We start from the raw sequence: 26,308 nt of genomic DNA on the forward strand, positions 1-26,308 counted from the left end.
GCCTCTGGACGGGGCCGCCCTGCCCCCTCGTCAGGACGACAGCGGGGCCGGGGACTCAGGCAGCAGCGGCGGCTCGGCGCGATCGGCCGAGCCCGCCCGCGCGGTCTGGGCCAGCGCGATCCCGGTGAGGACGACGACGCCGCCGGCCACCTGCCAGCCGGTGAGCACCTGCTCCACCCACAGCCAGGCGACGACGGAGGCGAACACCGGCTCCACGGTCGCGACCAGCCCCGCCGTCGTCGGCGGCAGGTGCGGCAGCGCGCTGATGGAGAGCCAGAACGGCGCCACCGCGCCCAGGACGCAGATCCACCCGACCAGCACCCACAGCGGCGCCCGCAGATCGCCGATCGAGACCGGCACCGCCTCGGCCAGCACCCCGGCGTCGAAGACCCACCAGGGCGCGGCCACCGCCCAGAACAGCGCCGCGGCCACGAAGCTCCAGCAGGTGAGCGTCACCGGGTCGCGGCCGGTCGTGCCGCGCTCGCCGACCAGGTAGTAGGTGGCCAGGCACAGTGCCGCCCCGAAGGCAGCCACGACCCCGAGCCCGTCCAGCGAGCCACCGCCCTGCCAGACCTGGGCCACGAGCACGAGGCCGGCCAGCGAGAGCAGCAGCGCGAGCCACAGCCGGCTGCGCACCGCCTCCCGCCGGACGAGCCACACGTACAGCGCGATGAAGACCGGCGCGGTCATCTCGAAGACGAGCGCGATGCCGACCGGCAACCGTCCGATCGCCACGTAGTACAGGAACTGGGTCATCGCCACGCCGACCACGCCGAACACGGCCAGCAGCGGCAGCTCCCGGCGCCGCACCCGCAGCCGGTCGCGCGAGAACACGGCCAGCGCCGCGAGCAGCACCAGCGCGGCGCCGGTGCACCGCAGCGCGGTCAGCCGAGTGGGCGGGATCCCGGCCTCCAGCGCCAGCGTGGACACTGTGCCGTTGATCGCGAACAGCCCGGCGGAAGCCAGCGTGAAGGCGTAGCCCAGGACGGGGCGGGCGGTGCGGGACACCGGCGCACGGTAGCGGGCAACCCGACCCGAGGCACCTACCTCCCCGGGTGTTCACAGGCACCGCCGGTACAACGGGGAGGACACCCCATCCGGGAGGAGTACATCCGTGCCGCACCGACCGCCGTGGTCCGACCGCCGTCGCCGCACGCTCATGCTGCTGGCGCTGGGCATCGTGCTGGGCGGGCTCGGCGGTCTCGGTCTGCCCGCCGAGTACGGCGTCACCGCCGGGATCCTCGCCGCCCTGTGCGCGTTCCTGCTGGTCGCGGCCACGGTCGTCTTCCTCGCCGTCCCCGGGCCCGGTACCGCCGGCACCCTCGCGCGGTCGGTACCGGTGGCCGGGTCCGCCTTCGTCGTCGCCGTGCTGCTCCTCTTCTCCACCTCCGCGGACCTGCGGCTGCTCTGGTCGGGTGTCGCCGTCGCGGCGGCCGGCTGGACGGCGTACGCGGTCCGGGAGACCCGGCGCGGCGACGTCGGAGGCTGACGCCAGACTGCAGGGCATGGAGCTGCCCCGCGCCCTCTACCTGCCCGACGGCGACGACCCGACGGGGACGGCCTTCACCGCCACCGCGCTGACGATCGGCCCGTGGGACGTCGGCCTGCAGCACGCCGGCCCCCCGGCGGCGCTGCTGCTGCGCGAGGCCGAGCGGGCCGGCGGCATCGCGGGCGGGCAGACGGTGCGGCTGGCCTACGACATCTTCGGGCCGGTCCCGGTCGGCCCGGTGCGGCTGACCAGCACCGTCGTCCGGCCGGGCCGCCGGGTGGAGCTGATCGAGGCGGTCCTCGACGCCGGCGACGGCCGACCGCTCATGCGGCTGTCGGCCTGGCGGATGCGCACCCGGGAGGGCGCCGAGGCGAGCGCGCAGCCGCACCCCTGCCCCCGCCGACCGGAGGAGAGCCGCGCCGAGACCGCGGCCTTCTTCACGACCGAGGTCGCCTACCATCGGGCGCTGGACTGGCGGTTCGCCGAGGGCAGCTTCAACGCGCCGGGTGCGGCCACCGCCTGGACCCGACCGGAGTGCGAGCTGGTGGCCGGTGAGCCGATGACCCCGCTGCAGCACCTGCTGGTGATGACCGACGCGGCCAGCGGCATCTCCGCGACGCTGGACTGGACCGAGGCGACGTTCGCCAACGTCGACCTGGCGCTCGCGCTGCACCGCCCGCCGCAGGGCGAGTGGCTGGGCATGGCGGCCGAGACCGTGCTGGGCGGTGCCGGCGCGGCCCAGTGCTTCGCGGTCCTCTTCGACGCCGACGGCCCGATCGGCCGCTCCAGCCAGTCGCTGTTCGTGGAGCCGCGCGCCGCGGCGTGACCCATCTCGCCCGGAACCTGCCGGTCCCACTGGCATCGGACGGCCGGCGTCGGGAAGGGTGGTGGAGTCGACTTCCCCCGACGATCGGAGTGCTCCGCCCGTGGACGCGTTGAGAGATCTGCAGGACTGGTTGTCCGGCCGAGGTCTCGAGGTCGTGCTGATCATCCTCGGCTCGGTGCTGCTCGCCCGGTTCATCTCCTGGGGCGGCAACCGGATCACCGACCGGATCGACCGCAACGCCACCGGAGGCGACGCCCTGGTCCGCTCGGAGGCGGCCAAGCACCGGCACTCGCTCACGCAGGTGATCCAGTGGGCGGCGATCGTGCTCATCTACTCGATCGCGGTGTTCTTCGTGCTGGACCGGCTCGGTGTCCCGGTGACCGGCCTGGTCGCCCCGGCCACGGTGCTCGGCGTGGGGCTGGGTTTCGGCGCCCAGCGGATCGTCGGCGACGTGCTCGCCGGCTTCTTCATCATCACCGAGCGGCAGTACGGCTTCGGCGACGTCGTCTCCATCCAGGTGGTGGGCGGTGGCGACCCGGCGGCGGGCACGGTCGAGGACGTGACCCTGCGCGTGACGCGGGTCCGCTCGGCCAACGGCGAGGTCGTCACGGTGCCGAACGGGCAGATCGTCAAGGTCGTCAACCTCTCGCGCGACTGGGCGCGCGCCGTCGTCGACGTCCCCGTGCCCTCGTCGGTTGACGTGAACCGGGTGAACGAGATCCTGCGCGAGGTGGGCCGGGAGGCGTTCCGCGACCCGGCGATGCGGCCGCTGCTGCTCGACCCGCCGACGGTCATGGGCGTGGAGACCCTGGGCCTGGACGAGGTCAACGTCCGGGTGGTGGCCCGCACGCTGCCGGGCAAGCAGTTCGAGGTGGGCCGTGACCTGCGCGCCCGCGTCGTCCTCGCCTTCCGCCGGCAGGGCCTCCAGGTGAGGCAGCCGACCGGGCCCGAGGCCCCGAGCGACGGATCGACCGCGGTGCAGGAGGGGGTCCGATGAGCAGCCCGGAGCAGTCGACGCCGACCGGGGACGCCGCGACGCCGACGGTGAGCACCGCACCCGCGGCCGCGCCGCAGCACCGCTGGTGGTCCTCGATCCCCTCCCACCTCGGGCGCGCCCGCACGTCCACGGTCGTGCTGGCCGTGCTGTTCGTGGGCATCTTCGCCCTCTACCTCCAGGTGAAGCCGCCGGCGCCCGGCTCCCCCGTCACCGGGAACACCTCCGTGGAGCAGCCCGCCGCACCGACGACCGCGCCGCCTCCGACGCCGCCGGCTCCCACCGAACCCGAGCCGACGATCGAGCCGGAGGAGGAGGAGCAGGAGGAGCAGGAGACGACGACGCCGACCCGCACGACGGCACCGACGCCGCGCACCACTCCGCCCACCACCGAGCCCGAGCAGACCACGGAGCCGGAGGAGCCGGTGTCCACCGCGCCGGAGGAGGAGTCCCCCGGCGGGGCGAGCGCCCCCACCACGGTGAGCCCGCCGCGCTGAGGCTCAGAACGAGGTGACGACGGCGATGCCGGGCCGCCGCCCGACCTCGGCCAGGGCGGCGCCGGCCTCGTCGAGCCCGAGCTCGCGGGTGATCAGCGGTCGCGGGTCGAGCCGGCCCGCCGCGATCAGGCCGAGCAGCTCGGGATAGGCGTGGGCGGCCATGCCGTGGCTGCCCAGCACCTGCAGCTCCAGGGCGATGACGCGCTCCATCGGCACGTCGGCCCGCCCCTGGTCCGGCGGCAGCAGCCCGACCTGCACGTGGCGTCCGCGCGGGCGCAGGCCGTGGATCGAGGAGGCGCAGGTGGCCGGGGCGCCCAGGGCGTCGAGGGAGACGTGCGCGCCGCCGCCGGTCAGCTCCAGGATCGCGGCCGGGACGTCGCCGGCGCCGTCCACGGTGTGCTCGGCACCGAGTGCGCGGGCCAGCTCCAGCGCGCCGGGGGCGACGTCCACGGCGATGACGCGGGCGCCGGCAGCGGCGGCGATCTGCACCGCGGAGAGGCCGACGCCCCCGCAGCCGTGCACTGCGACCCACTCCCCCGGCCGCACCCGGCCCACCTGGACGACCGCCCGGAAGGCGGTCGCGTACCGGCAGCCGAGCGCCGCCGCGGTGGCGAGGTCCAGCTCCTCGGGTATCGCGACCAGGTTGACGTCGGCCGCGTCCAGGGCGACGAACTCGGCGAGCGAGCCCCAGTGCGTGAAGCCGGGCTGCGTCTGGCGGGCGCACACCTGGTGCTCCCCCGCGGCGCACTGCGCGCACCGACCGCAGGCGTTGACGAAGGGCACGGTCACCCGGTCGCCCACGCGCCAGGTGCTGACGCCCTCACCCACGGCAGCCACCGTGCCGGCCAGCTCGTGCCCGGGCACGTGCGGCAGGACGACGTCGGGATCGTGGCCCTGCCAGGCATGCCAGTCGCTCCGGCAGATCCCGCTGGCGCCGACCTGCACCACCACGCCGCCCGGTCGCGGCTCCGGATCGGGGACGTCCCGGACCGAGAGCGGGCCGCTGAAGGACTCGAAGAGAAGTGCGCGCACACCCCCAGCCTGCCCGTCATGATGCTGATGTTTCACGTGTGACAACGCGGCCCTAGTATCGGCAGTGGCTCACGAGAGGCAGCGACAAGCACCTGGCTGGCTGCCCGGCAACCTCAACTCCGTCTGAGGTGCTCCAGGGGAAGAGCCGGCTGGTCGGCGTCCGCCGTCCGGCAAGGACGGAGTTCCTGCGCGCCGCGGGATCTCCCGCGAGCGTGAAGGAGACGGCGCATGACCGACCCGCAGAGCTGGAGCTTCGAGACCCGGCAGATCCACGCCGGCACGAGCCCCGACCCCACGACCGGCGCCCGCGCGCTGCCGATCTACGCGACCACCGCCTACCAGTTCCGCGACAGCAAGCACGCCGCGGACCTCTTCGCGCTGGCCGAGATGGGCAACATCTACACGCGGATCATGAATCCGACGCAGGACGCGCTGGAGCAGCGCGTGGCCTCGCTCGAGGGCGGCGTCGCGGCCCTGGCGGTGTCCAGTGGCCAGTCGGCCACCACGCTGGCGATCCTCAACGTCGCCGAGGCCGGTGACCACGTCGTCGCGTCCGCCTCGCTCTACGGCGGCACCTACAACCTGCTGCACCACTCGCTGCTGAAGATGGGCATCTCCGTCTCGTTCGTCGAGGACCCCGACGATCCGGAGAACTGGCAGTCGCTGGTCCAGGAGAACACCCGGGCGTTCTACGCCGAGACGATCGGCAACCCGAAGGGCGACCTCCTCGACATCGAGGCCGTCGCCGGCGTCGCCCACCGCAACGGGGTGCCGCTGATCGTCGACAACACCATCGCCACACCGTTCCTCATCCGGCCCTTCGAGCACGGTGCCGACGTCGTCGTGCACTCCGCCACCAAGTACCTGGGCGGGCACGGCACCGTCATCGCCGGCCTCATCGTCGACGGCGGCTCGTTCGACTGGACCGGCGGCAGGCACCCGATGTTCACCACACCGGATCCGACCTACCACGGCGTGGTCTACGCCGACCTGGGCGCGCCCGCCTTCGCGCTCAAGGCCCGCGTGCAACTGCTGCGCGACCTGGGTCCCGCCGTCTCGCCGTTCAACGCCTTCCTCGTCGTCCAGGGCATCGAGACGCTCTCCCTGCGCATGGAGCGGCACGTCCAGAACACCCTGCGCGTGGCGCAGTTCCTCGAGGCGCACGACGCGGTGGAGCGGGTGAACTACCCGGGGCTGGAGTCCTCCCCCTGGCACGCGGCGCAGCAGAAGTACGCGCCCAAGGGCGCCGGCGCCGTGCTGACCTTCGAGCTGCACGGCGGGCGCGAGGCCGGCCAGCGGTTCGTGGAGGCCCTCGAGCTGCACAGCCACGTGGCCAACATCGGCGACGTGCGCAGCCTGGTCATCCACCCGGCGTCGACGACGCACTCGCAGCTGACGCCCGAGGAGCAGCTGACGACCGGCGTCACCCCGGGACTGGTGCGCCTGGCCGTCGGCCTGGAGGGGATCGAGGACATCCTCGCCGACCTCGAGGCCGGTTTCCGGGCCGCCAAGTCGGCCTAGGTGCGGAGCGCCTGATGGGCGGGTGGGTCGAGGGGGATCCGGTCGGCGACCGGGTCTTCCTCGACCTGCCCGCGTTCCGCCCCGAGCGCGGCGGCCTCCTGCCCTCGGTCCGGGTCGCCTACGAGACGTGGGGAACGCTCGCCCCCGACGGCGGCAACGCGGTGCTGGTGGAGCATGCGCTCACCGGGGACAGCCACGTCGTCGGCGACGCCGGACCCGGGCACGCCACGCCCGGCTGGTGGACGGGGATCGTCGGGCCCGGCGCGGCGCTGGACACCGACCGGTACTTCGTCGTCTGCGCCAACGTCCTCGGTGGCTGCCAGGGAACGACTGGGCCCTCCTCGCCCGCACCGGACGGCCGGCCGTGGGGCTCGCGGTTCCCGGAGATCACCGTGGGCGACCAGGTGCGGGTCGAGACGGCGCTCGCCGACGCGCTCGGCATCGACCGCTGGGCCTGCGTCGCGGGCGGCTCGATGGGTGGCATGCGGGCGCTGGAGTGGGCCGTCGCCGCGCCCGAGCGGGTCGGTGCCCTGTTCTTCCTGGCCTCGGCGGCGGTCGCCTCGGCCGACCAGATCGGCACCCAGACCACCCAGCAGGCGGCCGTGCGCGCCGATCCGCGCTGGGCCGGGGGCGACTACCCGCCGTCCGGTCAGCCCGCCGACGGCCTCGGGACCGCCCGCCGGATCGCGCACCTCACCTACCGTAGCGGCCTGGAGCTCGAGGCGCGGTTCGGCTCGGGTGTGCAGGACGACGGGCGCTACGCCGTCGCCTCCTACCTCGACCACCACGCCGACAAGCTGGCCCGACGGTTCGACGCCGGCAGCTACGTCGTCCTCACCGAGGCGATGAACAGCTGGGACGTCGGCCGCGGCCGGGGCGGGGTCGAGACGGCGCTGGGCCGCGTGACCGCGCGCGCGGTGGTCGCCGGCGTCGACACCGACCGCCTGTACCCGCCCGATCAGCAACGGCGGGTGGCCGAGGCGCTCGGTGTCCCGCTGCGGCTGATCGCCTCGCCGTACGGGCACGACGGGTTCCTTCTCGAAACCGGCGCGGTGGACGGGCTGCTGCGCGAGCTGCTCGACCGGCGAGACTGAGCGCGTGGACGACGACCTCCGGGCCCTGCGCTCGGCCTGCGACCGCGCCCTGGCCGGGCACGGCGAGTGGCGACCGGAGACCCTGCTGGCCGCGATCCCCGCGGACACGGTGCCCGACCGCTACGGCGACGGCGGTGTCGTGGCCGAGCTGGAGGCGGAGGTCGCCGAGGTGCTCGGCAAGCCGGGCGCGGTGTACCTGCCCAGCGGCGTGATGGCGCAGCAGGCGGCGCTGCGGGTGCACGCCGACCGCCGCGGGCGGCGCACCGTCGTCTGCCATCCCGAGAGCCATTTGATCGCGCACGAGGAGCAGGCCTTCGAACGGCTGCACGGCATGGTGCTGCGGCCGGCCGGCAACCGGTACGGGCTGCTGCTGCGCGCCGATCTCGACGCGATCGCCGAGCAGCCCGCGGCACTGCTGGTGGAGCTGCCGCAGCGCGACCTCGGCGGTCAGCTGCCGCCGTGGGCCGACCTGGTCGAGCAGGTCGGCTGGGCCCGGCAGCGCGGGGCTGCCGCACACCTGGACGGCGCCCGGCTGTGGGAGGCCTCCGCCGGGTACGACCGCTCCCCTGCCGACGTCGCCGGGCTGTTCGACACCGTCTACGTGAGCTTCTACAAGGGCCTGGGCGCGCTGGCCGGGTGCTGCCTGGCCGGACCCGACGACGTCGTCGCCGAGGTCCGCGAGTGGCGACGGCGGCTCGGCGGCACCCTGTTCGGGATGTGGCCGGGCGCCGCGTCCGCGCTCACCGGTCTGCGCGGCCGGCTGCCGTTGATGCCCGCCTACCTGGAGCGGGCCCGCGAGATCGCCGACGCCGTGCGCGACCTGCCCGGCGTCACCGTCGTCCCCGATCCGCCGCAGACGCCGATGCTGCACCTGCTGCTGCGGACCACCCCGGAGGCCTTTCCCGCCGCGGCCCGCCGGCTGGCAGCCGACGAGGGGTTGTGGACCTGGCCGCAGGCGGCGCGCACCGGCGACCCGGGCGTGGTGCGGGTGGAGCTGCCGGTGGGCGACGCCACGCTCGCCCTCACGGTCGGGGAGATCCGGACCGCCGTCGCCGCGCTGATCGCTCACGGCTAGCGTCGGCCGGGTGAGCTTCGACGTCGCCGCCCTGCGCGCCTGCTTCCCCTCGCTCGCCAGCGGCACCGCGCACTTCGACGGCCCCGGCGGCACCCAGGTCCCCGAGGCCGTCGCGGGAGCGGTGGCCACGACGCTGACCTCGCCGATCAGCAACCGCGGCTCGGTGACCGCCGCCGAGCGGTTCGCCGACGAGACCGTGCTCGCCGCGCGGAGCGCGATGGCCGATCTGCTGGGCGCCGACCCGGGCGGGGTCGTGTTCGGCCGCAGCGCCACCGCGCTGACCTTCGACCTGGCCCGCACGCTGGCCGCCGGCTGGGGCCCCGGGGACGAGGTCGTGGTCACCCGGCTGGACCACGACGCCAACATCCGGCCGTGGGTGCTGGCCGCCGAGGCCGCCGGGGCCACCGTGCGCTGGGCGGCCTTCGACCCGGCCACCGGCGAGCTGACCGCCGACGACGTCTCCGCGGTCCTCACCGCCCGGACCCGGCTGGTCGCGGTCACCGGCGCCTCCAACCTGATCGGCACCCGGCCGCCGCTGGCCGAGATCGCGGAGCGGGTGCACGCGGCCGGCGCGCTCCTCGCGGTCGACGGGGTGCATCTCACCGCGCACTCGCCGGTGGACCTCGCGGCCCTGGGGGCGGACTTCTACACCTCCTCCCCGTACAAGTTCCTCGGCCCGCACTGCGGCGTGCTGGCCGCGGCCCCGGCCACGCTGGAACGGCTCCGCCCGGCCAAGCTGCTTCCCTCGACCGACGCCGTCCCGGAGCGCTTCGAGCAGGGCACCCTGCCCTACGAGCTGCTCGCCGGGACGACGGCGGCAGTCGACTTCCTGGCTGCCGTGGTCCCGGGCCCCGGTCCGCGGCGGGAGCAGCTGGTCGCGTCCATGACCGCCATCGAGGAGCACGAGGACCGGCTGCGCGAGCGCCTGGAGGACGGTCTGGCCGCGCTGCCCGGCGCCCGCCTGTGGTCCCGGGCGGCACACCGCACGCCCACGCTGCTGGTCACGTTCGAGGGCCGGGACGCCACGGCGGCCTACCGCTTCCTGGCCGCCCGCGGGGTCAACGCCCCGGCGGGCAACTTCTACGCGATCGAGGCCAGCCGGTGGCTCGGCCTCGGCGACACCGGCGGCCTGCGGGTGGGACTCGCGCCCTACAGCGACGCCGACGACATCGACCGGCTCGTCACCGGCCTGCGGGAGTGGCTCGCCGGCTGATCAGAGCCGGCGCACCTGCCGCGCTGCGTCCAGCCGGTCGGTGTAGCTGATCGCGTTGCCCTGGATGTGCAGCTGGTCGTCATCGGTCGCCTCGCGCAGCACCTTCGCGGGGACGCCGGCAATGAGCGAGCGGGGCGGGAACACCTTGCCCTGGGTGACGACGGCGCCCGCGGCCACGATCGAGCCGGACCCGATGTGCGCGCCGTTCATCACGATGCTGCCCATGCCGACGAGCACGTCGTCGTCGATGCGGCAGCCGTGCAGGACGACCCGGTGCCCGACGGACACCCGCTCCCCCACGACCAGCGGGAACCCGGGGTCGGAGTGCAGGGTGGAGCCGTCCTGGATGTTGGAGTCCGCGCCGATCGAGATGGTCTCGGCGTCGGCCCGGGCGATCGCGCCGTACCAGATGCTCGCCCGCGGGCCCATGGTCACCGCGCCCACCACCACCGCCGTGGGCGCGACGAACGCCGTGTCGTCGATCTGCGGGGTACCGGACTCCAGGGCTCCGACGAATGCGTCCATCGGGCGAACCTAGATCAGCCCGTGCGCGTGCACCGCCTCGGCCACCTGCAGGAATCCCGCCACGTTGGCGCCGAGCACCAGGTCGCCGGGTGAGCCGTACTCCTCGGCCGTCTCGTGGCAGCGCGAGTGGATGTCCCGCATGATCTCGGCCAGCCGGGCCTCGCTGTGCTCGAAGGTCCAGCGGTCGCGGGAGGCGTTCTGCTGCATCTCCAGCGCCGAGGTCGCCACGCCTCCGGCGTTGGCCGCCTTGCCGGGCGCGAAGGCCACGCCGGCCTCGCGGAAGGCCTTCACCGCCGCCGGGGTCGCGGGCATGTTCGCCCCCTCGACCACGTAGCGGCAGCCGTTCCCCGCCAGGGTGCCCGCGGCGTCGCCGTCGAGCTCGTTCTGCGTGGCGCTGGGGATCGCGACGTCGCAGGGGACGTCCCAGATGCTGCCGCCGGCCACGAAGCTCGCGGAGCCGCGCCGCTCGGCGTAGTCGGCGATCCGCCCGCGCTCGACCTCCTTGACCTGCTTGAGCAGGTCGAGGTCGATGCCCTTCTCGTCCACCACGTAGCCGCTGGAGTCCGAGCAGGCCACGGCGGTCCCACCCATCTGGTGCACCTTCTCGATGCCGTAGACGGCGACGTTCCCGGAGCCGCTGACCACGACCCGCTTGCCGTCGAAGGACTCCCCGCGAACGTCCATCATCGCCTCGGCGAAGAAGGCGGCCCCGTAACCGGTGGCCTCGGTGCGCACCAGGGCGCCGCCCCAGCCCAGCCCCTTGCCCGTGAGGACGCCGGACTCGTAGCGGTTGGTGATCCGCTTGTACTGGCCGAAGAGATAGCCGATCTCCCGAGCGCCGACCCCGATGTCGCCGGCCGGGACGTCGGTGTACTCGCCGAGGTGCCGGTAGAGCTCGGTCATGAACGACTGGCAGAACCGCATGACCTCGGCGTCCGAGCGGCCCTTGGGGTCGAAGTCCGAGCCGCCCTTGCCGCCGCCGATGGGCATGCCGGTGAGCGCGTTCTTGAAGATCTGCTCGAAGCCGAGGAACTTGACGATGCCGAGGTTCACCGACGGGTGGAACCGCAGACCACCCTTGTACGGACCGAGTGCGGAGTTGAACTCGACCCGGAAGCCGCGGTTGATCTGCACCTCGCCCGAGTCGTCCTGCCACGGCACCCGGAAGATGATCTGCCGCTCGGGCTCGCAGATCCGCTCGATCGTCTTCATCTCGGCGTACTCGCTGTGTCGGCCGAGGACGACGGCCAGCGAGTCGAGCACCTCGCGGACGGCCTGGTGGAACTCGTCCTCGCCCGGGTTGCGGCGCAGGACCGCGTCGTAGATCTCCTGCACCTTCGCCGGCACGTCCACGTGCATCCAGGGCCTCCTGCTGCTGATCGTCGCGGGCTCTCAACGTACGTGGGGTGCGCGGGGAGCGCCCTCGGTGCCGGTCCTCAGCCGGTGATCTCGGCGAGCGCGCGCGGGATCTCCGCCGGCAGCTCGCGCGCCAGGAAGCCCAGCCGGCCGACGGAGGAGGAGAGCCGCTCGCCGGTCCGGCCGTGCAGGAAGGCGGCCCAGACGGCGGCCTGCGCCGGGTCGGCGCCGCGGGCCAGCAGGCCACCGGTGATGCCGGCTCGGACGTCGCCGGAGCCGGAGACACCCAGGCCCTGCTCCCCGCTCTCGTCCCGCCACACGGTGCCGTCCGGGGCGGCGATCCAGGAGACCGCCCCGCCCAGCCCCACGACGGCCTGGGCACGGTCGGCGAGCTCGAGCGCCGAGGCTGCCGGGTCCTTCTCGATCACGTCGTCCCCGACGTGCAGGGCGTAGGCCAGTTCCGTGGGGTTCGGGGTGAACACCACCCGGCCGTCCAGGTGGTGCACGGAAGCGTCGTTCGCGGTGACGCAGGCCAACCCCAGGGCATCCAGCGCCAGCGGTCCGGTCAGGTGCGGCAGCAGCCGCTCCCCGAACGCCTGGGTCTCCTCCGTGTCGGCCATCCCCGGGCCGATGAGGACGGCGTCGGCGGCCTCGGCGAGGTCGCGGACGGTGTCGGCGGCCTTCGCGCTGACGGCTCCGCCCGGCGTCTCGGGAAGGGCACGGACGAGCGCCTCGGGCAGAGCGGTCGCGACGAACGGGGCAAGGGACTCCACCGTGGCGACCTGCAGCTTGCCCGCACCCGCCCGCATCGCGGCCTCGGCGGCCAGCAGGACCGCACCCAGGGTCTCGGTGCTGCCACCGACCACCAGGATGGAGCCGCGGGCGTTCTTGCTGCCCCCGGGCTCCGGCAGCGGCCAGGCCCGCAGCAGATCGGGCGTGACGTGGATCGGCTCAGGCACATGGCGCGGCATCGGGCTCCTCGGTGACGTTCTCGGACTGGTCGAGCAGGTGGTCCACGACGTTGAACACGCGCAGATGGAGCGTGCCGTCGTCGTCGGCCTCGTACCGGGTGAGGGAGGCATTGGCCACCTGGTGGTGGGCGTCGATCTCGAGCAGCTCCTGCTCGGTGAGCTCCTCCAGCACGTAGCGGAACACCATGACGACGGCCTGGTGGGCGACGACCAGCAGCCGCTGCCCGTCGTGCCGGAGCGCCTCGGTGGCCAGCAGGCTGCGGATGCGCAGGGCGACGTCGGCCCAGCTCTCGCCACCGGGCGGGCGGTAGTAGAACTTGCCCAGCAGGTCCCGGCGTCGCGCCTCGTCCGGGAACTGCTCCCGGATGCCGGCGCCGGTCATCCCGTCGAAGGCGCCGAAGTCGCGCTCACGCAGCCGCTCGTCGGCGCGCACGGGCAGGTCCAGCTCCGCGGTGGCCAGCTCCGCGGTGGCCAGGGCGCGCGTGAACGGCGAACTGAGGACGGCCGTGGGCCGCTCCTCGGCGGGCAGCGCCGCGAGGTACCGGCCGAGGGCCTCGGCCTGCGAGCGGCCGGTACCCGACAGCGGGACGTCGGGGTCGCGGACGTCGAGCTGGAGGCGCCCGGCGCCGTCGGCGCGGGCCTGGGCGTCGGCGACGTTCCCGAGGCTCTCCCCGTGCCGGACCAGCCACACCGCAGCCGGTCCCGGTCCCCGGTCGCCCACGCGGTCCCCCTCCTCCGTCCCCACCTCCGCCGGGCGGTCCCCGCACGCCGGTAGCCGCCGCACCGGGGCTCGAAACCGTCGGATCCGCACAGCAGGATGACGGCGTGACCGAACCTCCGGATCTGCAGGTGCTGGCGTTCGCCGACCAGGCCGCACTCGAGGAGTGGCTGGAGGAGCACTCCGCCACCGCTCCGGGCCTCTACGTCAAGATCGCGAAGAAGGGTTCCGGAGTGCCGTCGGTCGACTGGGCCGGGATGGTCGAGGTGCTGCTGTGTTTCGGCTGGATCGACGGCCGGGCGAACCGGCTCGACGACTCCTGGTATCTGCAGCGGGTCACGCCGCGACGGCCGCGCAGCGTGTGGTCCCTCAAGAACGTGGAGACCGTCGCCCGGCTCACGGAGGAGGGCCGGATGCGGCCGGCAGGTCTCGCGGCGGTCGAGGCGGCGAAGGCGGACGGGCGCTGGGAGCGGGCCTACGCCGGACCGGCCACCATCACGGTGCCCGACGACCTGGCGGCGGCTCTGGACGCCGCGCCCGCGGTCCGCGCGGCGTTCGACGCGCTCAGCGCTGCCGAGCGCTACGCGGTGCTGTGGCGGGTGCAGACCGCGGCGACCGCGCAGACCCGGGCGAAGCGGATCGCGGCCGCGCTGCGGTCGCTGGCCGACGTCAGCCGGTGAGGCGGACGCCGTACCGGAAGCCACCCTGGTCGACCGTGGTGACCGACAGCGGCGTTCCGTAGGTGCGGGCGTGCACGATCTGCCCGTTCCCGATGTAGAGCGCGACGTGGCTGATCGGCGTGTAGTAGAAGACGAGGTCGCCGGGCTGCAGCTCGGCCCGGGAGACCTGTCGGCCGATCTGCGCCTGGGCCCGGCTGCTGCGCGGGAGCGTCACGCCGGCGGCGGCGTAGGCGTAGGACGTCAGGCCGGAGCAGTCGAACGCGCCGGGGCCGGCGGCGCCCATGCGATAGGGCAGACCCACCTTGGAGAGCGCGACCTGGATCGCGGTCGCCGCGGCACCGCTCGGGGCCACCGGCAGGTCGGAGGCGTCCGGGGTGGCCAGCCTCGGACCGGCGACCAGCGTCGAGACGCGGTCCTGCTCGGCGGCCGACAGGCGGGCGAGGTCGGACTGGTACTCGGAGGCGCGGCGCTCGACCTCGGCCTGCTGCTGCTTGAGCTGCTCGAGGCCGGCCTGGGCGTTCGCGGTGGCCTGGTCGGCGGCGGCCTGGGCCTGCTCGGCGGCGGAGCGGGCCGCGGACACCTCGGCGATGACGCTGTTGGTGTGGGCGGCGATCATGTCCAGCGTCGCCATCTGCTGCACGAGGTCCTCGGCGGAGGCGCTGGTGAGGAACGCGGCGACGCGCGACTCCTGCTCGCGGAAGGTGCTCTTCGCGATCGCGCGGATCTGCGGCTCGTGGACGGCGAGGGCCTGACGGGCGGTCTCGGCCTGCGCGGCGGCGGTGGCGGCGGCGGTCTGCTGGGCAGCGACGATGTCCTCCGCCTCGTGCACCTGCGCCTCGATGACGGTCAACTGCTGCGCCGCCTTGGCGACGAGGTCAGCGGCCTCGGCCACGCTCCCGGGGGCGGCGGTGGCCGCCGTCGGGCTGAGCGTCGCCGTCGCGGCCGCCATCAGCGCGGCGCCGACCGCGAGGACGGCGCGCGAGCGGCGACGAGGAGTTCTGCGCTGCGACTGCACCGTGGCCTCCGATCACCTGCGCCGGGCCCGGGGAAGGGGCCTCAACCATGCGCGTCAGCACGGAACGTAGGGAGGCAGTGTCGGCAGGTAGTGGTCGGCGCGCCCAACGCAAGACCTACGACCACCTCATCCAGCACATGGGCCCCACGAGTGCGCAGCCGTCCCGCGCGCGGCGGTCAGCGGGCGCGCGGTCCTCGCGCCGTGCCGTCGGGGCGGCGGTCCGGCGCGAGCGGCACGAACCGGTCCGCGAGCGCGCCGGTGACGAAGGAGTAGACAGCCTTGTGGCCGACGTCGACGACCTGGTCGCGACGGGACCAGGTCCAGGGCGGTGCGCCGACCCCCGTCGCGTTCTCCAGGGTCTGGTCTGTGGCCAGCCGCACGGAGGTGTGCCAGGCCGACGCCCGCCAGCCGCGCAGACCCGAGGCGGCCCAGATGCCACGAAGGGCCCCGGCGGCGGCGCCGGTGCCCCAGTGCATGACGTGGTTGCGCACCGGCGGGCGGGCGGAGCCCGGCAGGCGGCGGCGGGTGGTGAGCGCGGTGAGGGTGCGCGCCGGCACGTAGCTGTCCGGACGCCCGGTGACGGCCTGCTCCGCCTTCTCCCCGAGCGTCATCGCGGCGACGCCGGCCAGACCGGCGAGAGCACCCCTCAGGGCAGCGCGTCCCAACATGGGCACACGCCTACCCCATCGGGAACGTGCTGGAACGGCCTTCTCGCAGGGCCCCGGCCCGAGCACGTGAGGTGCAGGAACGGCCCCGTCGCAGGGCCCCGGCGCGAGCGCAGCGAGTGCCGGGGGGCGACGGGGTCCTTCAATCAGCCGGCGAGGGGCTCCTGGGCCTCCAGCCCGGCGAGGGACTGGAAGTCGCGGAGGATCGCCGAGAGCTCCTCGGAGGTCCACGGCTCGCAGCAGTCGCACCCGTCCTCGCGGAAACTGGCCAGACCGATGGAGCCACCGGCCTGGTCCTCGACGATGGCGAGGTGGCCGGCGGACGGGTGGCGGTGGCAGGCGCAGCCCGCGGCGCAGAGGCCGAGGCCCCAGCCGGAGATGACGACGGTGTGCCCGTCGTCGCGGACCTTGCCCACCTGGAAGACGGACGGCTTGCGGCTCCTGCTCACGGAGTTCTCCCCTCGAACGGTCCCCGGGAAGCGGGGCCCGGTGCGATGAACGGAAAATTCGAGCTACGGAAGGTTTCGGCAGATCCAGGTCTGGGGTAAAGCTCTCCGACCGCTCATTCCGCAACCGAGCGTAATTCCTCGTTCACGTGTCGTCGCCGTCAGTTTCCGCCAGCCGTGCCGAGATCCACTTGTGGGAACTGTGACGGAACGCCCCCACCCCGATCAGCTCGCGGGGCTGACGCTGCTCATGTTGAAGTCCGGCACCCGCAGCGTCGGCATGGCCGTGCGCGTGAACCAGTCGTTCCACTCCCGCGGGAGTGTCCGCTCGGTGACGCCTGCCTGGACCGCCCGCCCGAGCAGGTCGACCGGCGACTCGTTGAACCGGAAGTTGTTGACCGCCCCGGTGACCTCGCCGCCCTCCACGAGGAAGACGCCGTCCCGGGTGAGCCCGGTCAGCAGGAGCGTCTGCGGGTCGACCTCGCGGATGTACCAGAGCGTCGTCAGCAGCAGGCCGCGGTCGGTCGCCGCGATCATCTCCTCCTGCGTGGCCGTGGCCGTCGGGTCCTCGAGGATCAGGTTGTCGACGGCCGCCGTCGCCGGGGCCGTGGTCCTCAGCGCCCAGGCGCGCGGGCGGACCAGGTTGGCGAGCACCCCGCCCGAGATCCAGTCCACCGCCGGCGTCGCCATGCCGTTGTCGAACACCGACGCCCCACCCGAGGAGGCGGCGACGACCTGGAACGGCGAGGCCTCCAGGCCGGGGTGGCGCGGATCGCTGCGCAGCGTCAGCGGCAGCTGCGTCAGCCGATCGCCTATGCGGTTGCCCCCGCCGGGCCGGGCGAAGACGTTGCGCCCCTCGTCGGCGTCGCGGGCCTCCATGGTCCAGTAGAGGTAGATCATCAGGTCGCTCACGGCCGACGGCGGCAGCAGCGTCTCGTAGCGGCCGGCGGGCAGGTCGACGCGCCGCTGCGACCAGGCCATCTTCTTCTGCACGTCGGCCGCGAGGTCCGCGACCGACACGTCGGCGAAGTCCCGCGTGCTCGTGCCGGCCCACACCGAGCGGCTGAAGTCGGGGGTCTTGCCGTTGAGCTCCACCCGCCCGGTGGGCTGGTCGTGCCGCAGGCGCAGGCCGGTGGAGCTGCCCAGGTAGGTGGTGCGCATCGTGTGCTCGGCGAAGCCGTAGAGCAGCTCGCCGCGGTCACCCGCCTCGCCGAACGCCTGTCCCAGCGCCGGTGCGAAGTCGGCGAACACGCCGATCGAGGTGCCGGCGGGGTCGGCGTCCCAGTCTCCGGAGCCCGGCGGCACCCCGCCGTCGGGATCAGGGCCGATGAGCGGCATGGCGTCCTCGGCCGGTCCGGCGTCGCGGGCGGACTGCTCGCTGGCGGCGACGAGATCGGCGATGTCGGGCGTTCCGCTCCGGGTCACCGTGCCGGCCGCCATGCCGGTGCCGCCGTCGACGAACGAGACGACGACAATCTGCCGGGAGCGCATGGCCCCGTTGGTGGTGAGGCTGTTGCCGGCCCACCGCAGGTTGGCCTCGGAGCCGTCGACGACGACGGTGACCTGCCCGTCGGCGGTGGACGCGGCCAGCGCCTGCTCGACCAGGTCCTGCGCGCGGTGCTGCGTCATCGCTCGACTCCGGTCTCGTTCCGCTCCTCGGTCGCTGGCGCTCCCTGCGATGCTCGCTCGACCGTCGCCCTCGGCATCATCGCCCGGCCTCCTCGACCGTGTTGAGGATGGTCACGTTCTCGAACAGCGCGGTCGGGCAACCGTGGCTGACCGCCGCGGTCTGGCCGGGCTGGGCCTTGCCGCAGTTGAAGGCGCCCCCGAGGACGTAGGTCTGCGGGCCGCCGACGACGCGCATGGAGCCCCAGAAGTCAGTCGTCGTCGCCTGGTAGGCGACGTCGCGCAGCTGTCCGGCCAGCCTGCCGCCCTCGATCCGGTAGAACCGCTGGCCGGTGAACTGGAAGTTGTAGCGCTGCATGTCGATCGACCAGCTCTTGTCGCCGACCACGTAGACGCCGCGCTCGACCCCGGCGATGACGTCCTCGGTGGACGGTCCGTCGGGGGCCGGCTGCAGCGACACGTTGGCCATCCGCTGCACCGGCACGTGCCCCGGCGAATCGGCGAACGAGCAGCCGTTGGAGCGCTCCATGCCCTGCAGTCGGGCCATGTTCCGGTCGACCTGGTAGCCCACGAGGACGCCGTCGCGGACGATGTCCCACTGCTGGGCGGCGACGCCCTCGTCGTCCCAGCCGACGCTGGACAGCCCGTGCAGGGCGGTGCGGTCGCCGGTGACGTTCATCAGCGGTGACCCGTACTGCAGCGTGCCGAGCAGGTCGGGCGTCGCGAACGAGGTGCCGGCGTAGGCCGCCTCGTAGCCCAGCGCCCGGTCGAGCTCGGTGGCGTGGCCGATGGACTCGTGGATCGTGAGCCACAGGTTCGACGGATCGACGACGAGGTCGTAGCGGCCCGCGGTCACAGACGGGGCCTTGGTCTTCTCCCGCAGCAGCTCCGGGATCTCGGCCAGTTCCGTACGCCAGTCCCAGCCCGTGCCGGTCAGGTACTCCCAGCCGCGGCCGGCCGGCGGGGCGAGAGTGCGCATGCTCTCGAAGGACCCGGTGGCCCGGTCAACGGTGAGCGCGGTGAAGTCGGGGTGGATGCGCACGCGCTGCTGGGTGGTGCGGGTGCCGGCCGTGTCCGCGTAGTACTTCTGTTCCTTCACGAGCATGCAGGCGGCCTGCACGTGCTCCACACCGTCGGCGGCGAGCAGCTGCTCGGAGAGCTCGGTGAGCAGCCCGGACTTCTCGGCGTCGGGCACCGTGAACGGGTCGACGTCGTAGGCCGAGACGTAGGTGACGTCGGCGTACACCGGCTCGGGCGCGAGCTCGACGCGGTCGCGGTTCAGGGCCGCGGCCACCTGCGCGACGGCGACCGCCTCCTCGGCCAGGCGCACCGCCTCGGCCGCGGTGAGGACGACGCCGGCGGCGAAGCCCCAGGTGCCCTCGTGCACCACCCGGACGGCGAGGCCCAGGTCCTCCCCGTCGGTGAAGGACTCGGGGCGGGCGTCCCGGAGGCTGATCGTCTGGGTGCGGATGCGCTCGACGCGGAGATCGGCGTGCTCGCAGCCGAGATCGACCGCCCGGGTCAGGGCGGCGTCGGTGAGGGCGGACAGCGGCAGCGCGAGGAACGCCTCGTCGACGGCGCGGAGAGCTGGCACGGCCTCCTGTCTACCAGCGTCGCGGTAGGGGTGAGGTCGCAGCGCCGGGGTAAGCGCCTGCGCATGGCGGACCTGGACGACCGGCGCGCGGGCGACGTGACGATGACCTTCGGCGGCAACGCCACGATGTTGCTGCGCATCGGGGCGTTCACCCTGCTCACCGACCCGAGCTTCCTGCACCGCGGTCAGCGGGCCTACCTCGGCAAGGGCCTGTGGACCCGGCGGCTCACGGACCCGGCGCTGCAGCCGACCCAGCTGCCGCCGCTGGACGCGATCCTGCTGTCGCATCTGCACGGCGACCACTGGGACGACATCGCCACCCGTCACCTGGACAAGGAGACGCCCGTCGTCACCACCCAGGAGGCGGCGAAGGCGCTCAACCGCAAGGGCTTCGCCGCGACGTCGGACCTGCGGCCGTGGCAGCAGCACGTGCTCGCCCAGGGCACGGACGAGGAGCTGCGCATCACCTCGGTGCCCGGCGTGCACGGGCCGGGGCCGCTGGCGAAGGTGCTGCCCCCGGTCATGGGCAGCGTCCTGGAGCTGGTGCGCGGCGGGGAGGTGAGCTGGCGCGGGTACATCAGCGGCGACACGCTGTTCCGGCCGTTCCTCGGCGAGGTGCTGGAGCGGTGCGGGCCGCTGGACGTCGTCATCCCGCACCTCGGCGGGACCAAGGCGCTCGGGCTGACGGTGACGATGGACGGCCGGCAGGGCGCGGACCTCGTCGAGCTGCTCAAGCCGCCGGTGACCGTGCCGGTGCACTACGACGACTACGACCGGTTCGCCTCGCCGCTGGGGGACTTCGTCGCCGAGGTGGCCCGCCGGCGGCTGCCCGGCACGGTCCGGCCCGCGTACCGCGGCGAGACCATCAGCCTGCGGGCGTAGCTCTCCGATCATCCCGCGGGCCGACGCGCGAGGATGTCGCCCTGCCAGAGGCTCGACGCATGGCGAGCAGAGCGACGAAGACGGTGCTGGGCGGGGCGTTCGTGGCGGCGATGGTGGCGGCGACTGGCCCGACCTCGGCGCGGGGCAGGCGCTGCTGTGCGACGGCTGGGTGACCGTCGTCCTGGAGGACCGGCTCTACACCTGGACCGACGACGCACTGCTCGCCGCCTGGTGACCGGTTCCGGCCAGGAGCGCGTCCAGCTGGGCGTCGACCACGTGGCCGAGGAAGCTCAGCCCGCGGCGAGACGGGCCGAGCGCACGGCGACCTCGGTGCGCAGCGCGTCGACGTCGACCCTGGTGCTCGCGCCGTCCCGCACGACGGCGCGGCCGCCCACCCACACGTCGCGGACGTGCCGCCCGGCGCCGGACCAGACGAGGTGGGCCAGCACGTCGCCGGGATCGCCGACCGGCTCGAAGGCGAGGTCACGGGTGTCGACGTGCACGAGATCGGCGCGGCGTCCGGCCTCGAGCTGCCCGAGATCCGGACGGCCGACGGCGTCGGCAGCGCCACCGGTGGCGAGCCAGAACGCCTCGGCCGCGGTGAGCGCGGTCGCGGACCGCTCGCGGAGCCGAGCCATGCCGGCGGCGAGCCGGAGGTCGGCGAACAGGTCGAGGGAGTCGTTGGAGGCAGGCCCGTCGGTACCCAGGCCCACCCGGATGCCCCGGTCGAGCATGGGGCGCAGGGGTGCGACGCCGCTGGCCAGCTTGGCGTTGCTGGCCGGGCAGTGAGCGACGGCGACGTCGTACTCCTGCCAGAGCTCCTGGTCGGCGTCGTCCATGTGCACGCAGTGGGCGGCGAGGACCCGGCCACCCAGCACGTCGTACGAGGCGAGGAGTGCCGGCACCGACAGTCCGTGCGCGGCGAGGAGCTCCTCGCCCTCGGTGGCGGTCTCGGCGACGTGCAGGTGCAGCAGCAGGCCGTGCTCGCGGGCGGCGCGGGCCGCGTCGGCGAGCACCGGGAGCGGCACGGTGTAGGCCGCGTGCGGTCCGATCCCGTACTCGAGGTGCCGTCGTCCGGGGCGCTCGCGGCCAGGGCGACGGCGGCCTCGAGCTGCTCGGCCACCGGAGGCATCCCGGGCAGCGGGAGCAGCGGCGTCGCGATGATGGCCCTGGCGCCGGTGGCGGTGACCGCGGCGGCGATCCGCTCGGGCTGGAAGTACATCTCCACGGTGGTGGTGATGCCGTTCCCCAGCATCTCCGCCGATGCCGCCGTCATGGCCACCTCGACGTCCTCGGGAGTGAGCCGGGCCTCGCGCGGCCACATGACCTCGCGCAGCCAGCGGTCCAGCGGCAGCCCCTCGCCCTGGCTGCGGAACAGCACCATCGCGGCGTGCGAGTGGGCGTTGACCAGCCCGGGGGTCAGCACCCCGGGCAGCGCGAGGACGTCGGCGTCCGCGGCGTCGGGCGCCTCCCCGGCCGGGCCCACCCAGGTGATCCGCCCGTCGGCGACGTCCACGACGGCGTCCGGGACGACGGTCCCGGCGCGGTCGCCGAGAACGGCGGCCCGGGCGGTGAAGCGCTGGCGCATGCCTGCCGACGGTAGTGCCGTTCGCAGACCGCGTCGCGGCAGCGCACCGCACCGCACCGCACCCGCCGATACCGTGGGCGGCATGGACCTCCTCGCCGCAGCCACCGACGAGGGTGGGATCACCGGTTTCCTGCTTCGGCTCGTGGAGATGCTGGGCCCGGTCGGCGTGGGCCTGAGCATCCTGGCCGAGACCGTCATCCCGCCGATCCCCAGCGAAGCGGTGCTGGGTCTGGCCGGCGTCCTGATCAACCAGGGGCGGATGTCGGTCGTCCCGGTGATCCTGTTCGCCACGCTGGGCTCGATCCTCGGCGCGATCTTCTTCTACTACGTCGGACGGGCGCTCGGCCCGCGCCGGTCGCACGCCTTCCTCGACCGGTTGCCGCTGGTCGAGACCGAGGACGTGGACCGGACCTTCGCCTGGTTCGAGCGGCACGGGCGGTCGGCGGTGTTCTTCGGCCGGATGGTGCCGATCGTGCGCAGCTTCATCTCCGTGCCGGCCGGGGTGGTGCGCATGCCGTTCGGCCAGTTCCTGCTGTTCAGCGCGGCTGGCAGCCTCATCTGGAACAGCGTGCTGATCGGCCTGGGCGTGGCGGCCGGGGACTTCATCGAGAAGAACCTCAAGTACCTGGACTACGTCGTCGTGGCGGGGGTGGTGCTCGTGGTGGCCTGGCTGGTCTACCGGAAGGTCAGCGGGAGGATGCACCGGCCCCCGACGGCCGGCGCCGACCTCCCGCCGGACGAGCGCGACCAGCCGGCATGACCCGCCGCCGCCCGGAGGTCGTGGCCTTCGACGTCAACGAGACGCTGCTGGACCCGTCCCCGGTGCGTGCCGCACTGGTGGAGGCCGGGCAGCCCGGATCGCTCCTGGGCACGGTGTTCGCCGCGCACGGCTGGGACGTGCTGGGCGCGCAGCGGGCCGGGCTGACCGGGGCCTGGTTCCCGCGCAGCGACCGGGCGTACCCGGCGGTGTACGAGCCGGCGCACGTGCGGGCCCAGGACCTGGCGGGTGCGGTGGACGCGCTGCTGGCCCTGCCGGCATGAGTGCGGCCGAGACGCTGGCGGTCGAGACCCCGCACGGGCCGGCCCGCGTGCTCACCGCCGGCGACGGCGGCGCGGGCACCCTCGTGCTGGGCCACGGGGCGGGCGGCGGCTCGGAGTCCGAGGACCTGGCGATGCTGGCGGCCGAGGCCGTCGACGCCGGCTGGCTGGTGCACCGGGTGGACCAGCCCTGGCGCGTGGCGGGCAAGCGGATCGCGCCGGCCCCGCCGCGGCTGGACGAGGCATGGCACGTGGTCCTGGACCGCTTGCGGGTGCTGGACCGACTGCCCGGGCGGCTGGTGCTGGGCGGCCGGAGCGCGGGCGCGCGGGTGGCCTGCCGGACGGCGGCGGACCAGGGAGCGGTCGGGGTGCTGTCGCTGGCGTTTCCGCTGCACCCGCCGGGGAGGCCGGAGAAGAGCCGCGCACCCGAGCTGGTCGCCGTGCCGGTGCCGCTGGTCGTCGTGCAGGGCGAGACCGACGCGATGGGACGGCCCGAGCACGTGGCCGCAGCGCTGCAGGGCCACCCGGGCGCGTCGGTGTACGCCGTGCCCGGCGACCACTCGCTGAAGAAGAACCCGCACCTGGTGGCCGCTGCGGCGATGTCCTGGCTCACCGAGGTCCTCCCCGCCTGAGCCCACGCTCGGGAGAACCACCCACCGTCCTTCAGAACGGCGGCGGCTCCGCCCCGGCCGACGACCCGGATCGCCCCGACCCGGCGTGGAGCGGCTCTGCGCCGCACGGTGGATCGAGCGATCGAGCGCCGTCGAGTGCCATCGCCATCCCTGGTGGGCGGGTGACCCGGCGCACGCCGCTCGGGGTGGTCACGGTGAGCACCCCGTCGTCGTCCATCTCGAAGCGCCAGCCGGGTGCGTGGGTCTCCAACCGGTGGTGCCGGCGGCACAGGCAGCAGAGGTTCTCACAGCTGGTCGCGCCGCCCTCGGCGTGCGGAACCACGTGGTCGAGGTCGGCCCATCCGGCGTGGTTGCCACAGCCGGGATGGCGGCAGGTGCGGTCGCGGACGGTGGTGAAGCGGCGCTGCGGCGCCGACGGTCGGTACCGGTCCGTCCCGGGCGGCCGGTCGACGACCGGGCAGCGGCAGTGCCCATCCGGGTGGATCGTGCAGCCCCGCCGGGCGAGGCGTTCCAGCTCGCTGCGGGTGACGCTGGCCCGCAGCGCGCCGGTGACCGGGTCGACGACGGCGATGTCCAGAGAGCCACCTGCGGGCGCGCGCAGGCCACCGGGGCAGAGCGCGTCGAGCCGCTGCAGCAGTTCGCGGAGCTGCGCCGCCGTGACCGGCTGCCCGTCGACCTCGGCCGGCGAGGAGCCGGTCACCGGACCTACCTCAGCGGCGCCCTCCGCGGTGCACCGGGGTTCGAGCGCGGGCAGGGGCGCGACCACGGTGAGGTGGGCCGTGACCGGTGGGCGACGGGTGTCCCAGGGCCGCAGCACCAGATCGGCGAGGACTCCGGCCCGCAGCTGCCCGATCGGCCGGTCGTCGCCGTCCGGGCGTAGTGGTCGACGGTGTCGCGAAGCGCGGCCGCCAGGGGCTGGGGCAGGAACGCGGACAGCTCGGCCATGCCGTCACGACCCGCGCGCACGGTGACGTCGGCGCAGCGCTCCGCCTGGCGGCGCCGGCGTTCGGCCGCTGCTTCGTCCCGCCGCAGCAGCTCGGCACGGGCCGCCGCCCGGAGACCCGACACGGACAGCCGGTCCGCACGGAGCAGCACGGCGACCTCCACCTGGGACAGCACCTCGGGCTCCACCTCGCCAGTGACCGGTCCCAGCTCCGCGGCCGGCGCACGCGCACGGGGCCAGTCCAGCCGGCCGTCGGCGAGCGCGGCCCAGGTCGCCGGGAGGTGCCGGAGGAGGACCAGACTCTGGTCGGCGAGCGCGCTCGCCGCCGTGCGAGAGCAGTTCAGGACCTGCGCGAGCTCGTCGGCGAAGAACTCGCTCACCCCCGGAGCGGCCTCGCGCCCAGCTCCGGGCAGCCACTCGGGCGACGCCGCGCCGGGCTCGCCGACCTGCCGATCCAGGGTGTCGGGCCGACGGGCGGCGAGCTCTCCCACCAGCTCGGCCCGGGGTACGACAGTTCTGGAGCGTTCCGCGCACGTGACCAGCGGTTCTTCCGAGGATCGCCGGGCCGCTCACGAGTGGCGGAGCCGGCACGGGGGCACGCCGCCGACGGGCCGACCACGCGTAGCGCACAGCGCCGGGCGCCCCGCCCGGGCCGTACGGGTGGGTGACGTCAGCGGCGACGGCGGCGGCGCACGAGGAGCGCCACCAGGAGCACCACCCCGGCGATCCCGGCCGCCGGCGCGGCGTACCGGGACAGCGCCGCACCACCGGCGACCTCGAGCAGGTCGATCGGCTCGGGCTCGGCCGGCTTCGGGCGGCTCGTCGGCGCCTGGGCGGACGACGCGGCGGGACCGGCGGACGGCACGCTGCGCAGCGGCGCCCCGGTTGCCGGGCGGACCGGCGGCGCCGTCGGGCCCTTCGGCGGCGTGCTGGGCGCCTTCGCGCCGGGGGCGGTGTCCCGGGCGGCGGGCACGGAGTCCGTCGCCGCCGGGGCGGAGTCCGTCGCCGCCGGGGCGGAGTCCGTCGCCGCCGGGGCGGAGTCCGTCGCCGCCGGGGCGGAGTCCGTCGCCGCCGGGGCGGTGTCCGTCGCCGCCGGGGCGGTGTCCGTCGGCTCCGGCACCGCGCTCACCGGGGCCGTGGCCTTCTTCTTGGCCGCCGCCTTCGCCGGCGTGGCCTTCGCCGGCGCCGCCTTCGCGGGAGCCGGATCGGCGGCGGCGGGGGCCTTCGTCCCCGCCTCGTCGGAGTCGCCGGCCGACGTCACCTTGTCCGTCGTGGCGGCCGCGGCCTTCTTCGTCGCCGCAGCGGCCTTCTTGACCGCCTTGCCGGTCGCGCCATCCCCGGCCGCCTGCTCGGCTGAGGCGGCGATCTCCTCGACGGCTCCCGAGGCGGTGGCCACCGCCTTCTGCGCCGCTGTCTCCCGCTCGGCATGGCCCTGCGCGTCGCCCTCGCCCAGCTGGGCGGCGAGCTTGTCGGCGAACTGCCCGAGCAGCTTGTTGCCGACGTCGGTCATCACCCCACGGCCGAACTGCGCCGGGCGGCCGGTGATGTTCAGGTCGGTGAGCACGTCGACCCGGGTGACCGATCCTTCGGCCTTGAGCACGGCCGTCACGGTCGCCGCGGCCGTGCCGTTGCCCCGCTGATCCTTGCCGCGCGCGTCGATGACCGCGCGGTGCGCCGCCTCGTCCTTCTCGATGAACGAGGCCTTGCCCTGGTACGTGAGGTTGATCGGCCCCAGCTTCACCTTGACCCGGCCGGTGAAGTCGTCACCCGTCACCGAGTCCAGCGCGGCCCCGGGCATGCAGGGAGCGATCCGCTCGATGTCCAGCAGCACCCGCCACGCCTCGTCGACGGGGACCGGGACGGTGAACGAGTTCTCCAGCTGCACTGC

28 protein-coding genes, 1 pseudogene and 1 riboswitch are annotated in these 26,308 nt (G+C 74.3%); of the genes and pseudogenes, 13 read left to right on the forward strand and 16 right to left on the reverse strand.

Going from position 1 to position 26,308, the window contains the following annotated elements:
- Positions 1-30: 30 nt before the first annotated feature.
- Positions 31-1,008, reverse strand: coding sequence for an EamA family transporter (locus C5508_RS00975; protein WP_104522710.1), 978 nt, complete (start codon positions 1,006-1,008; stop codon positions 31-33).
- A 106-nt stretch (positions 1,009-1,114) separates the two neighbouring features.
- On the opposite strand from C5508_RS00975, the gene C5508_RS00980 reads away from it, so the two are divergent.
- From C5508_RS00980 to C5508_RS00995, 4 genes are all read left to right on the forward strand, one after another.
- On the forward strand, positions 1,115-1,489 hold the full coding sequence (locus C5508_RS00980; RefSeq protein WP_104522712.1) for a hypothetical protein: 375 nt from the start codon (positions 1,115-1,117) through the stop codon (positions 1,487-1,489).
- Between the two features lie 16 nt (positions 1,490-1,505).
- The gene (locus tag C5508_RS00985; RefSeq protein WP_104522714.1) at positions 1,506-2,315 is read left to right on the forward strand and encodes a thioesterase family protein; all 810 of its coding nucleotides are present in this window, start codon (positions 1,506-1,508) and stop codon (positions 2,313-2,315) included.
- Between the two features lie 100 nt (positions 2,316-2,415).
- Positions 2,416-3,312 carry a mechanosensitive ion channel family protein gene (locus C5508_RS00990; protein WP_232796834.1) on the forward strand — a complete coding sequence of 299 codons (897 nt, stop codon included), beginning with the start codon at positions 2,416-2,418 and terminating at the stop codon, positions 3,310-3,312.
- Positions 3,309-3,806 carry a hypothetical protein gene (locus tag C5508_RS00995; protein WP_104522716.1) on the forward strand — a complete coding sequence of 166 codons (498 nt, stop codon included), beginning with the start codon at positions 3,309-3,311 and terminating at the stop codon, positions 3,804-3,806. Before C5508_RS00990 ends, C5508_RS00995 begins: the two co-directional genes overlap by 4 nt.
- Positions 3,807-3,809: 3 nt before the next feature.
- Here C5508_RS00995 and C5508_RS01000 read toward each other — a convergent pair whose 3' ends face one another.
- The gene (locus C5508_RS01000; protein ID WP_104522717.1) at positions 3,810-4,838 is read right to left on the reverse strand and encodes a zinc-dependent alcohol dehydrogenase family protein; all 1,029 of its coding nucleotides are present in this window, start codon (positions 4,836-4,838) and stop codon (positions 3,810-3,812) included.
- A 67-nt stretch (positions 4,839-4,905) separates the two neighbouring features.
- A riboswitch (SAM riboswitch) is annotated at positions 4,906-5,021 on the forward strand.
- Between the two features lie 45 nt (positions 5,022-5,066).
- On the opposite strand from C5508_RS01000, the gene C5508_RS01005 reads away from it, so the two are divergent.
- Genes C5508_RS01005 through C5508_RS01020 form a run of 4 tightly spaced genes read left to right on the forward strand, consistent with a single transcriptional unit; the run spans position 5,067 to position 9,741 of the window.
- Positions 5,067-6,359: a bifunctional o-acetylhomoserine/o-acetylserine sulfhydrylase gene (locus C5508_RS01005; RefSeq protein WP_104522719.1), complete on the forward strand. Its 1,293-nt coding sequence runs from the start codon at positions 5,067-5,069 to the stop codon at positions 6,357-6,359.
- A gap of 14 nt (positions 6,360-6,373) precedes the next feature.
- A complete protein-coding gene (gene metX, locus C5508_RS01010) occupies positions 6,374-7,453 on the forward strand; it encodes a homoserine O-acetyltransferase MetX (protein WP_104522721.1) in 1,080 nt (359 codons plus the stop codon).
- 4 nt (positions 7,454-7,457) lie between these two features.
- The gene (locus C5508_RS01015) at positions 7,458-8,528 is read left to right on the forward strand and encodes a threonine aldolase family protein (protein ID WP_104522723.1); all 1,071 of its coding nucleotides are present in this window, start codon (positions 7,458-7,460) and stop codon (positions 8,526-8,528) included.
- A gap of 10 nt (positions 8,529-8,538) precedes the next feature.
- The gene (locus C5508_RS01020; protein WP_104522725.1) at positions 8,539-9,741 is read left to right on the forward strand and encodes a cysteine desulfurase-like protein; all 1,203 of its coding nucleotides are present in this window, start codon (positions 8,539-8,541) and stop codon (positions 9,739-9,741) included.
- Here C5508_RS01020 and C5508_RS01025 read toward each other — a convergent pair whose 3' ends face one another.
- The 4 genes from C5508_RS01025 to C5508_RS01040 all read right to left on the reverse strand — a co-directional run bounded on the left by C5508_RS01025 (position 9,742) and on the right by C5508_RS01040 (position 13,314).
- Positions 9,742-10,266 carry a gamma carbonic anhydrase family protein gene (locus tag C5508_RS01025; protein WP_104522727.1) on the reverse strand — a complete coding sequence of 175 codons (525 nt, stop codon included), beginning with the start codon at positions 10,264-10,266 and terminating at the stop codon, positions 9,742-9,744.
- Between the two features lie 9 nt (positions 10,267-10,275).
- Entirely contained in the window at positions 10,276-11,625 is a 1,350-nt protein-coding gene (gdhA, locus tag C5508_RS01030; RefSeq protein WP_104522729.1) for an NADP-specific glutamate dehydrogenase, read from the reverse strand.
- A gap of 77 nt (positions 11,626-11,702) precedes the next feature.
- A complete protein-coding gene (locus tag C5508_RS01035) occupies positions 11,703-12,593 on the reverse strand; it encodes an NAD(P)H-hydrate dehydratase (protein WP_104522731.1) in 891 nt (296 codons plus the stop codon).
- A complete protein-coding gene (locus C5508_RS01040) occupies positions 12,574-13,314 on the reverse strand; it encodes a histidine phosphatase family protein (RefSeq protein WP_104522733.1) in 741 nt (246 codons plus the stop codon). Before C5508_RS01040 ends, C5508_RS01035 begins: the two co-directional genes overlap by 20 nt.
- Positions 13,315-13,418: 104 nt before the next feature.
- Between C5508_RS01040 and C5508_RS01045 the strand changes: the two genes are divergently transcribed.
- On the forward strand, positions 13,419-13,991 hold the full coding sequence (locus tag C5508_RS01045) for a YdeI/OmpD-associated family protein (protein ID WP_104522735.1): 573 nt from the start codon (positions 13,419-13,421) through the stop codon (positions 13,989-13,991).
- Here C5508_RS01045 and C5508_RS01050 read toward each other — a convergent pair.
- The 5 genes from C5508_RS01050 to C5508_RS01070 form a co-directional block, all read right to left on the reverse strand.
- The gene (locus C5508_RS01050) at positions 13,981-15,006 is read right to left on the reverse strand and encodes a C40 family peptidase (RefSeq protein ID WP_104522737.1); all 1,026 of its coding nucleotides are present in this window, start codon (positions 15,004-15,006) and stop codon (positions 13,981-13,983) included. The genes C5508_RS01045 and C5508_RS01050 overlap by 11 nt on opposite strands.
- 176 nt (positions 15,007-15,182) lie before the next feature.
- Positions 15,183-15,674 carry a hypothetical protein gene (locus C5508_RS01055; RefSeq protein WP_104522739.1) on the reverse strand — a complete coding sequence of 164 codons (492 nt, stop codon included), beginning with the start codon at positions 15,672-15,674 and terminating at the stop codon, positions 15,183-15,185.
- 143 nt (positions 15,675-15,817) lie between these two features.
- Positions 15,818-16,120 (reverse strand): hypothetical protein, encoded by a 303-nt coding sequence (locus tag C5508_RS01060; RefSeq protein WP_104522741.1) that lies wholly within the window; start codon positions 16,118-16,120, stop codon positions 15,818-15,820.
- A gap of 222 nt (positions 16,121-16,342) precedes the next feature.
- On the reverse strand, positions 16,343-17,746 hold the full coding sequence (locus C5508_RS01065; RefSeq protein WP_104522743.1) for a metallopeptidase TldD-related protein: 1,404 nt from the start codon (positions 17,744-17,746) through the stop codon (positions 16,343-16,345).
- Positions 17,747-17,822: 76 nt separating this feature from the next.
- Positions 17,823-19,337 carry a TldD/PmbA family protein gene (locus C5508_RS01070; protein ID WP_104522745.1) on the reverse strand — a complete coding sequence of 505 codons (1,515 nt, stop codon included), beginning with the start codon at positions 19,335-19,337 and terminating at the stop codon, positions 17,823-17,825.
- A 63-nt stretch (positions 19,338-19,400) separates the two neighbouring features.
- Here C5508_RS01070 and C5508_RS01075 point away from each other — a divergent pair, with 63 nt between their 5' ends.
- A complete protein-coding gene (locus tag C5508_RS01075; RefSeq protein ID WP_104522829.1) occupies positions 19,401-20,219 on the forward strand; it encodes an MBL fold metallo-hydrolase in 819 nt (272 codons plus the stop codon).
- A 290-nt stretch (positions 20,220-20,509) separates the two neighbouring features.
- Here C5508_RS01075 and C5508_RS01080 read toward each other — a convergent pair whose 3' ends face one another.
- Both C5508_RS01080 and C5508_RS20565 read right to left on the reverse strand, forming a co-directional pair.
- Complete coding sequence (locus C5508_RS01080) at positions 20,510-21,235, reverse strand: amidohydrolase family protein (RefSeq protein ID WP_269801735.1); 726 nt, start codon at positions 21,233-21,235, stop codon at positions 20,510-20,512.
- Positions 21,236-21,423: 188 nt separating this feature from the next.
- A pseudogene (locus C5508_RS20565) lies at positions 21,424-22,005 on the reverse strand (amidohydrolase family protein); the annotation flags it as partial.
- Between C5508_RS20565 and C5508_RS01085 the strand changes: the two are divergent.
- Genes C5508_RS01085 through C5508_RS01095 form a run of 3 tightly spaced genes read left to right on the forward strand, consistent with a single transcriptional unit; the run spans position 21,956 to position 23,477 of the window.
- Positions 21,956-22,567, forward strand: coding sequence for a DedA family protein (locus C5508_RS01085; protein ID WP_269801736.1), 612 nt, complete (start codon positions 21,956-21,958; stop codon positions 22,565-22,567). The pseudogene C5508_RS20565 and the gene C5508_RS01085 overlap by 50 nt on opposite strands.
- Positions 22,564-22,848, forward strand: a complete 285-nt coding sequence (locus C5508_RS01090) for a hypothetical protein (protein ID WP_104522749.1) — start codon at positions 22,564-22,566, stop codon at positions 22,846-22,848. Before C5508_RS01085 ends, C5508_RS01090 begins: the two co-directional genes overlap by 4 nt.
- A complete protein-coding gene (locus tag C5508_RS01095) occupies positions 22,845-23,477 on the forward strand; it encodes an alpha/beta hydrolase family protein (protein WP_104522751.1) in 633 nt (210 codons plus the stop codon). The genes C5508_RS01090 and C5508_RS01095 overlap by 4 nt, the downstream gene beginning before the upstream one ends.
- A gap of 31 nt (positions 23,478-23,508) precedes the next feature.
- On the opposite strand, the gene C5508_RS01100 is transcribed toward C5508_RS01095, so the two are convergent.
- The 3 genes from C5508_RS01100 to C5508_RS01110 all read right to left on the reverse strand — a co-directional run bounded on the left by C5508_RS01100 (position 23,509) and on the right by C5508_RS01110 (position 26,305).
- Entirely contained in the window at positions 23,509-24,177 is a 669-nt protein-coding gene (locus tag C5508_RS01100) for an HNH endonuclease signature motif containing protein (RefSeq protein ID WP_157943891.1), read from the reverse strand.
- Positions 24,178-24,182: 5 nt separating this feature from the next.
- Positions 24,183-24,911: a DUF222 domain-containing protein gene (locus tag C5508_RS01105; RefSeq protein ID WP_157943892.1), complete on the reverse strand. Its 729-nt coding sequence runs from the start codon at positions 24,909-24,911 to the stop codon at positions 24,183-24,185.
- A gap of 179 nt (positions 24,912-25,090) precedes the next feature.
- The gene (locus C5508_RS01110; protein ID WP_104522757.1) at positions 25,091-26,305 is read right to left on the reverse strand and encodes an SRPBCC domain-containing protein; all 1,215 of its coding nucleotides are present in this window, start codon (positions 26,303-26,305) and stop codon (positions 25,091-25,093) included.
- Between the last annotated feature and the right edge of the window lie 3 nt (positions 26,306-26,308).

Source organism: Blastococcus atacamensis, from assembly GCF_002938425.1.
Taxonomy (GTDB): domain Bacteria; phylum Actinomycetota; class Actinomycetes; order Mycobacteriales; family Geodermatophilaceae; genus Blastococcus; species Blastococcus atacamensis.